This window comes from Dietzia sp. B19 (genome assembly GCF_014145155.1).
Classification (GTDB): Bacteria; Actinomycetota; Actinomycetes; order Mycobacteriales; family Mycobacteriaceae; genus Dietzia; species Dietzia natronolimnaea.
In genome coordinates this window covers 1-8,092 of record NZ_JAALED010000130.1, presented here as the reverse complement: position 1 = coordinate 8,092, position 8,092 = coordinate 1, and the positions used below count along the sequence as shown (strand labels likewise).

The 8,092-nt window shown below is 67.8% G+C and carries 6 protein-coding genes; 3 read left to right on the top strand and 3 right to left on the bottom strand.

The features are described 5' to 3' along the window. Nucleotides 1-521 precede the first annotated feature (521 nt). Together G6020_RS04900 and G6020_RS04895 are read left to right on the top strand one after the other, a co-directional pair. Complete coding sequence (locus G6020_RS04900) at nt 522-1,478, top strand: AAA family ATPase (protein WP_182609850.1); 957 nt, start codon at nt 522-524, stop codon at nt 1,476-1,478. Beyond that, the gene (locus G6020_RS04895) at nt 1,475-4,237 is read left to right on the top strand and encodes a S8 family peptidase (RefSeq protein WP_347237763.1); all 2,763 of its coding nucleotides are present in this window, start codon (nt 1,475-1,477) and stop codon (nt 4,235-4,237) included. The genes G6020_RS04900 and G6020_RS04895 overlap by 4 nt, the downstream gene beginning before the upstream one ends. Before the next feature lie 591 nt (nt 4,238-4,828). On the opposite strand, the gene G6020_RS04890 is transcribed toward G6020_RS04895, so the two are convergent. The 3 genes from G6020_RS04890 to G6020_RS04880 all read right to left on the bottom strand — a co-directional run bounded on the left by G6020_RS04890 (nt 4,829) and on the right by G6020_RS04880 (nt 7,356). After that, entirely contained in the window at nt 4,829-5,344 is a 516-nt protein-coding gene (locus G6020_RS04890; RefSeq protein ID WP_347237764.1) for a GNAT family N-acetyltransferase, read from the bottom strand. A gap of 97 nt (nt 5,345-5,441) precedes the next feature. Next, the gene (locus G6020_RS04885) at nt 5,442-6,461 is read right to left on the bottom strand and encodes an alpha/beta fold hydrolase (RefSeq protein WP_347238309.1); all 1,020 of its coding nucleotides are present in this window, start codon (nt 6,459-6,461) and stop codon (nt 5,442-5,444) included. Between the two features lie 124 nt (nt 6,462-6,585). Further along, nucleotides 6,586-7,356, bottom strand: coding sequence for an SDR family oxidoreductase (locus G6020_RS04880; RefSeq protein ID WP_182609849.1), 771 nt, complete (start codon nt 7,354-7,356; stop codon nt 6,586-6,588). Between the two features lie 248 nt (nt 7,357-7,604). Between G6020_RS04880 and G6020_RS04875 the strand changes: the two genes are divergently transcribed. Further along, the coding region (locus tag G6020_RS04875; RefSeq protein ID WP_182609848.1) for a sigma-70 family RNA polymerase sigma factor at nt 7,605-8,092 on the top strand (488 nt) is incomplete at its 3' end.

The following is an 8,092-nucleotide window of genomic DNA, read 5'->3' as shown; positions in this document are numbered from 1 at the left end:
GGGCGAGGTCGCCGAGGCGGTGCAGGCCTCGTCCGGTGAGGTCGACGCGGTCCGCCGACTCCGGGTCGCGCACCCGGGTCTCGGGCTCCGGGATTCGGTCGACCTGGTCCGGCGGCATGGCGGCGACGGCCGGAGCGTGGAGGGTCGCAGCAGCGGCAGCGGCTGACCCTCCCCGGGCCATCGAGGCCGACGCGGTCTCAGGGTGTGATCGTGACCGAGGCGGATAGGTTCTTGTCGAGGGGCTCCTCGGAGGCCGCACTGATTGGGGCTCTCACGAACGGATGCGTCGCCACAAGCGAATTTAGGTCGCCGAAGAGCTCCGTCTTGACAAGTGAGAGGCAGGCAGGCTCGCTCGTCTGCACTGGTTCGAGTGGATCGTGGCGGAGTCGCCACCGGACGGCCCGCAAGGCAGGCGAGGGACCTGCGACCGCGCCATGGGAGCGCCCGGCCCGTCTTGCCCGCGTGAGGTGTGAGCGGTCGGTATTATCCGGGGGTCTGATATGTCCATTAGGGAGGCCGACGTGGCGCGAGCCGACTTGCTGCTCGATCTCGTCGAGGCTGAGCGACGCGGGGACAAGGACCGGTTCAAGGTGCTGGTCGAGGCGGTCATTGCCGAGGAACGGGCCAACCAGCACCACCTGCTGGCCGATAGGCTCTCCGAGATCATCACCACCACGGGCCAGGGGCGAGCTCGCGACGACCGCGCCTCCGCGGTACGTGACCTACTCCAAGAGGTCGTCCCGGAACGACGTCTCTCTGATCTCGACCTCGGGCCCGTGCCGAGGCGGGTTATCGGTGAGCTGGTGGAGGAGCAGAGGCGCTCGGAGCTGCTACGCAGCTACGGCATCGAGGCACGCAATCGTCTGCTTCTCTCCGGTCCCCCGGGCAACGGTAAGACCAGCGTCGCTGAGGCGATTGCAGCCGAGTTGATGCTGCCGCTGTATGTGGTGCGCTATGAGGGGGTGGTCTCGAGTTTCCTCGGTGAGACCGCCGCACGACTCGACAGCGCCTTCGAGTTCGCCCGCACCCGCCGCTGCGTGTTGTTCTTCGACGAACTCGACACCGTCGCCAAGGAACGCTCGGACGAGCACGAGACCGGCGAGATCAAGCGAGTGGTCTCCACGCTGCTGCTGCAGGTCGACCGCCTGCCCGCCCACGTCATATTGATCGGAGCCACCAACCACAGCGAACTGCTCGACCGAGCGGCCTGGCGCCGGTTCCAGATTCGCGCCGAGCTCAATGCCCCCAGTCGCGCCGAAGCCACCCGTTACCTCGAACGGCTCGCCGCTCGATTCGGTGGCGACCTTGGGTTCGCCCCGCGCACCCTGGCCGACAAGCTCGCCGGCGCGAGCTACGCAGAGCTGGAAGAGTTCGCCCTCGACGTACGCCGCCGCGCCGTCCTCGAACTTCCCGACTCCGATCACAAACGGATCGTGAGGGAACGCCTCGAACACTGGCGCAACCAGGCGAGCGGGTGAGTCAGCAACCCACCGCCGGTGCCGAAGGATCCAGCCCCTCCCCCGGCTCCGACTCGCGAACCCTGCTGGCACTGACTGCGCCGACTGTGGGCGACCGACACAAGCTGCCCCCCTCGGTCCCACCTGTAGTTCGAGGCCCCGGAGCTACACGCCAGGGCGAGAGGCTGTCCCCGCAATTCCGTGCCCTCGTCGAGGCTTTCGACAGGCGGCGCGTCCATCTAAGTGACGACGACGCCGACGAGCTCGACCCTGAACTGGTACTGGTCTTCGACCTCGCCGGATCGGTCGCCGACTTTCGCAACGCCGTCGACCGGATTGAGGGCCTGGAGTTCCTCTCCGAGTTCCTCGACGAAGACACCGACCCCGACGAGGACTTCGCCAGCTTTTCTCCCACCGAGGGCCAACTCGACGACCAGGTCTCACGCTCGCTGTACCTGGTGATGTCCAACAGCGAGGCTGCCGGCCAGCTGGTCACCCTTTTCGAGGCTTGGCTGGATGACCCAGACATCACGTTTAAGCACGGACTGGGCAAGTTCAAGCACGCCTTCGCCCAACTACGCGCCATCCGCAGGTGGGGCCCGCAGGACCGCGTCCGAGAGACAGGGCTGCTTGAACAGTGGCGTGAGCACCTGGAGCTCGTCGGCCAATCGATCAGTCCAGTACGCGTCGAGGTCGAGTTGTGGTTCCGTCGCGGAGCCCCGGATCGAACCTACGCTGAAGGACACGTCGAAGAAGTACTAACCGCGGCTGGCGGACGGGTCCTGCACCGCGCTCAGATCGCCGAGATCGGTTACCACGCCATACTGGCTGAGCTGCCGGTCCAGCAAGTAGAAGAGGCACTCGAGCGCGGATCTCAAGCCATCGATCTGCTGACCACCGACGAGGTCATGTTCGTCACCCCGTTCGCCCCGATGACAGTCACCCAGCCCGAACTCGATATTCAGGACGACTCAGACGACGCAGGCCCGGACCACACCGACTCCAGCGACGGCAGTGTCGTGTCGGCCAGACCTGCGGATGCGCTGCCTCGCATCGCTCTTCTCGACGGGCTTCCCTTCGCCAACCACGACCGCCTGGCTGGCCGGCTGAGCGTCGACGACCCCGACGGCCTGGGCGTCAACTATCCAGTCTCAGCACGCCATCACGGCACCGCCATGGCCTCGCTAATCATCCACGGCGACCTCGATGCCGGCGGGGATCCACTACACAGGCCCCTGTATGTCCGCCCCATCCTCCAACCCCACCCCCTGAGCTCGGCAGCCGAGCAGGTCCTCGACAACGTCCTGCTGCCCGATCTGCTGCACCGCGCTATTCGCCGCATGATCAAGGGAGAATCTGGCCGTGATGCGACCGCGCCGAGCGTGCGCATCGTCAACCTTTCTATTGGCTCACCGGCCCGCGCCCTGGTTAGGCGAATGAGCCCAACTGGGCGACTACTCGACTGGCTCGCCCTGGAGTACAACCTTCTCTTCATAGTCAGCGCCGGCAACCACACCCTTCCGCTGGCGATTCCCGCTTCGCAGGCCAACCAGCTGACCGCCGCGCGAGTTGCTGCGTTGCGCGCTGCTCGAGCAAACAGCCGAAAGCGTGGGCTCCTGCCTCCAGGCGATGCGATGAACGCGCTCACCGTCGGCGCCACGCATGCCGATGCCAGCTCTAACGTCCCCGCCTCAGGGCCCGACCACACCGGTTTAAGCGCAGCACAGCCCGGCAACCGTCCCGACACGGCCTGGAACCTGAACGAGCCGGGCACGCCTGCGTTCTACGGCGCAGTCGGGCCCGGCGTCGGCCGCTCGATTAAGCCCGACCTGCACCACACCGGTGGAGTGACGCTCTACGAGCGCCCCTTACTCCCCAGTGTGGGGTCCGGGGAAGACGCAGACGAGGTAGTCCTGAATCCCCTGCGCACGTATGCCACCGGACCCGGCACGAGAGTCGCGGTGCCCGGACGTGGCGGGGCAACTTCCGCGACGGCCTTCACTGTCGGCACCAGCAACGCCGCCGCCCTGGTCTCACGCGAAGCCAGCGGCGTCTTCGACGTGCTCGAGGCCGGCGCTGAGGCCGGCGATCCCGCCTTCCCCGACGCGCTCTACCACCCGGTGCTGGTCCGCGCGCTGCTCGTGCACGCAAGCTCGTGGGGTCCTGCTGCGCGTCACTTGCGCGACTCTTTGGCGCTGGATCCTCAACGAGCGCGGCGAGAACTGACCGCCATGCTCGGCTACGGCGTCCTTGATCCTGCGCTGCTGGGACATGCCGCGACAAACCGAGCCGCACTCATCGCGGGCGGCTCCATCGAACGGGAGCAAAGCCACACCTACCGGGTCCCCCTCCCATCCTCACTGCGCGCACGCCCCGAGTGGCACCGCATCACCATTACGCTGGCCTACATGGCCCCCACCGCGGGCAACCTCAGCCGCTACCGAGGCACAAAGGTTTACTTTGAACTCCCCGACCGTGCAATCACCGCCGGTGACCGTGCTGAGGCCACCCATTGGAGCGTTCGCAAGGGCAGCTGCCAGCACGAAATCATCGAGGGCGAGCGCGCCATGGTGTTCGGCGCCAGTGAGACGCTCCCCCTCCAGGTGGAGTGCATGCGTGACGCCCAGACGCTGCGCAAGGGCGAGAGCGTTCGCTACGGCCTGGTCGTCTCGATCCAGACCGCGACAACCACCTCAACCACGATCCACGACGAGGCCCGTGCACAGCTGCGACAGCTGGTGCGTGCGCAGGCTCGCGAGCGTGGCCGGATTCAGAACTGATCTCTCGGTGGACGTTTCAGATACCAACAGAACACCAGTAAGGATCGAACGAGGGGATCTCACCCCCCTCCCAGAAGACGTACCAAGACTCCCGGAGCGACTGGTTCAGGTGTCTCACTTGACGATCCTCTGACGCGACAGCTGACGGGCATGAAGCGGATCTGCGGTTACCGCAGCTCGAGCCATGGGGCTTGCCTCGGGTTCATGTAGCACATGAGTGTCGTCCAGAACCCGAGCGCCTATCAGGGGTCTACGGGACGCTGGCCGCCTCGTCCCCGAGTCCGAGCGAATGTCTGGCCTGCGCAGTGAACGGCCGACTCGAAGCGGGAGTTCCTCGACCGGGAGGTGGTCGAAGCGCGCGATGGAGACGCGCCGAATCTCAAAGCTAGAGTGGTTCGCTCCTACTCCGGGAAACCCGACAGACGTCCGCCAACGACGCGGAAGGCGTTTCCTACAAAGGTCTACGGCGACGAAAGTCAATAGACGTTCGCGATCATCACCCGCCGTGGTGAGTACGCGGCCGGTGAGGTCCGTGGCCGGGACAAGGGCCGGTTCTTCGGCGCGTCCCCGGTCGCAGGAGCCATGACCTTCTCACAGTTCCCTGCGCATGCAGGCGCGCGGCCACTGGTCAAGGCCGCGGGCGATCTCTGCGGCTCTGATCTCCTTGAGGCCGGGGGTCTCCTCTTTCTCGGCGAGGTACCGGAACCCATGACGCTCGTAATATGGCCCGTTCCACGGGACGTCGGTGTAGGTGGTCAGAGTGACCGCGGGAAGGCCGCACTCCCGCGCCCAACCGATCATGTGATTCAGTAGAGCGGTCCCGATCCCACGGTGCATGAAATCGCTGTGCACCGAGACCTGGTCGAGGTGAGCATTGGCGTCGATCACATCCGCCAGCAGGTACGCCACGGGCCGATCGGCCCCGACGGTGCTGACCCACGCCCGCCCGTTCTGCACGAACTGCAGTAGCGAGCTGACCGACGGCGGGTCGTCCTCGGCCACCACGGTCATCCCGATCTCGGCAAAGGGTGAGCCAGCCGACCGCTCGATGTCCTGCACAGGGACCAGATCACTTTCCCTGGCGGGCCGGATACTGTGCGTGGTCACCGAATTTCCTCGCTCTCGTCGACCCGTGCAACGCGGTCTGGGGCACTACATCCCTGGCGCCCTGCCCTGGTGTCGGTGCGGCCCGGCCCCGGATGTCTCAGCAGGCGCCCGCTCCGCCGAGCGCCCGGGCGACCATCGAGTGTGTTCGCGGGTCGAGCGCCATCCCGCCGTGGGAGGTCGGGCCGCCGCCACAGGCCTGCTCCGGAACCCGCCACCCGACGCCGGGCCCCGGCACGAAGCTCCGCTGCGGTGGCAGGAGATGGTCGCCGCCGGTGGCGATGAGTGTGTAGGCGACCCCGGGCAGGAACGGGGTGCGGTCGAGTCCGTACCAGGCGGTGAGCATGGGGCTGCCGGGCGACAGTTCGGCCAGGCCCCGCAGGTTGGCGGCCCACAACGCCGCGCCTGCGAGCCCTGGTGGCAGCTGGTGCGGGATCAGGCCACTGTTGTCGGCGCCCCAGTACCCGCCCACCGAGACCACCCGGCCCACCGCGCCGGGGCGCAACACCTTGGTGGTGTACCCCGCGATCGAGGCGCCCTGCGAGTAACCCACCAGGTCGACCTGCGCGGCGCCGGTGACCGCGCGCACGTGGTCGATCACCCCGGCGAGCTGCGGACCGGACGCACCGACGATCGAGTCGAGACCTCCCCGGGCCGGGTTGCCCGCGTAGGCGCCGAGGGTCGGGGCGATCACACAGAATCCCTGCCGCCGTAGCGGCTCGCCCAGGCGCGGGACCGTGTTGGGACCGTTGTCGAACGTCCCGTGAACGAGGATGACCGGCCGCGGGTGGGACGGGGTCGGTCGACAGGTGACCGGGGTGTCCACCACAGCGGGCGGGCCGGGGGCGCCGAGGGGCCCGTTGATGCCGTTGAGCGCCTCGGTCACGTACGGCCCGAGCTCACCGGTGGGATCCAGGTCCCCGACGAGGTCCGTCAGTGTGTCCTCCACCGGCCCGGCGGTGGCCTGCGGGACGAGTGTGGGCGCGGCGGCGGTGGTCGTGACCGCTGCGGCGAGGGGCACGGCCAGCGCGCCGGCGACGAGGGCGCCGGCAAATCGGGAACGCAGGCGGTGTGGGGTGCGGGAACCGAGCATGGTGACTCCCAAAGAGTGTGAGGTCACACAAGTATGCGAGTGCCGAGCGGGATCGGGTACCGCACGGACCTCACTTTCTCGCGGCGCGGACCGATTACGGCGGACGCCGCCGACCGGGGCGGGTGCCCCACGATCAGCTCGAGGTGAGGCCCTACTGGGCCAGGACCTTGTTGACCAGACGCGACGCGAAGTTGGGCGAGAACTTGGAGATGTTCGCGAGCACGGTCGTCTGCTCGCCGACGGAGTAGGACGTGCGATGAAGGCGGCGGTCAAGGGTCGTCGGGTGGACGGACTGCCAGACCTTGTCCGCCACCTGCTCGGGAGTGATCTTGATGCCGAGCGTCCTGGTCGTCTTGGCCTTGGGGTCCGCGAGAGCGGTCTTGGCCCACAGCGGCCAGATCCCCACCACGCGCACGCCGTGCGGTGCCCACTCGAGCTCCAACGCCTCGGTCAGCCCGGCGACGTAGAACTTGGCGGCGCTGTACGTGGCGATCCCGGGTTGACCGTAGATCGCCGACGCGGACGCGATGTTGACCAGGTGCGACCCCGGCGTGGCCTTGAGGTACGGGAACGCGGCCTTGGCGCCGAGCGTCACGCCCAGCACATCGATGTCGATCTGGGCCTTGACCGCGTCAGCCGAGATCTCCGACAGGTCGCCGGCGACAAGAACACCCGCGTTGTTGTCCAGGACGTCGAGCGTCCCGCCGGTGTGCGAGGTGAACTCCTCCAGCGCCTTCTCCCACTGCTGCATGTCGCGGACGTCGAGCTCTCCAGTGATCCAGTCGGGATGCCTCGACTGCACCGCGGCCAGGGCGTCGGTGTCGACGTCGTACACCCCGACAGTCCATCCCTCGCGGCTGAATCGCTCCGCCGTTGCCAGGCCGATCCCAGCCGCCCCGCCCGAGATGAAGATCGATACCATTCGCTGTCCTCCACACGCAAGTCCGATGCGGCGCGCCGCCCGGAGATATCCGACACTCGACAGTACCGAGCATTGGACGAGCGAGGGAAAGCTCTACCAGTGCGCGATCACGAACGTCTGCCGCGATCACGCGTGTCGCTCGGGCGCTGTGCCAACCTCACGTTTCCCTCGCGCGGAGCGACTACCTCCCGAGACCGGTGGGAGGGGCGTGTGAACGTGGCGCCGGAGACGAGGGGAAGATCTGATCTATGAGGGCAGCCTTCGACGGTGCGGTGGTCCGGCACGGGCCGACGGTTCTGCGAGTGTGCCGTGCGGTCCTGGGTCCCGGCCCCGACGCCGACGACGCCTGGTCCGAGACTTTCCTCTCCGCGCTGCGGGCCTGGCCGGACCTGCCGGAGGAGACCAATGTGGAGGCGTGGCTGGTCAGGGTCGCCCACCGCCGCGCCGTGGACGTGGTGCGCAGATCAGCGCGCATGGCAGCCCCGGCGGGAGGCGCGGACGAGGTCGTCCTGCTCGAGGAGTGGGAGGGCAGTGGCCGCGGGCGGAGTGGCGGCGGGTGGAGTGGCAACCGGGCGGGCGACGACGACGAGCTCGGCGGGCACGCGATCTGGGATGCGGTCGCCACTCTGCCCACCCGGCAGCGGCTCTGTGTGGCCTACCGGTATCTGGGCGGGTTGCCGTACGCCGAGATCGCCGCGCTCATCGGGGGCAGCGACTCGGCCGCGAGGCGCGCGGC

What these genes read in the sequence shown, in the direction of transcription:
- G6020_RS04880 (WP_182609849.1), bottom strand. Translation starts at nt 7,356, where the DNA reads ATGGTATCGATCTTCATCTCGGGCGGGGCGGCTGGGATCGGCCTGGCA.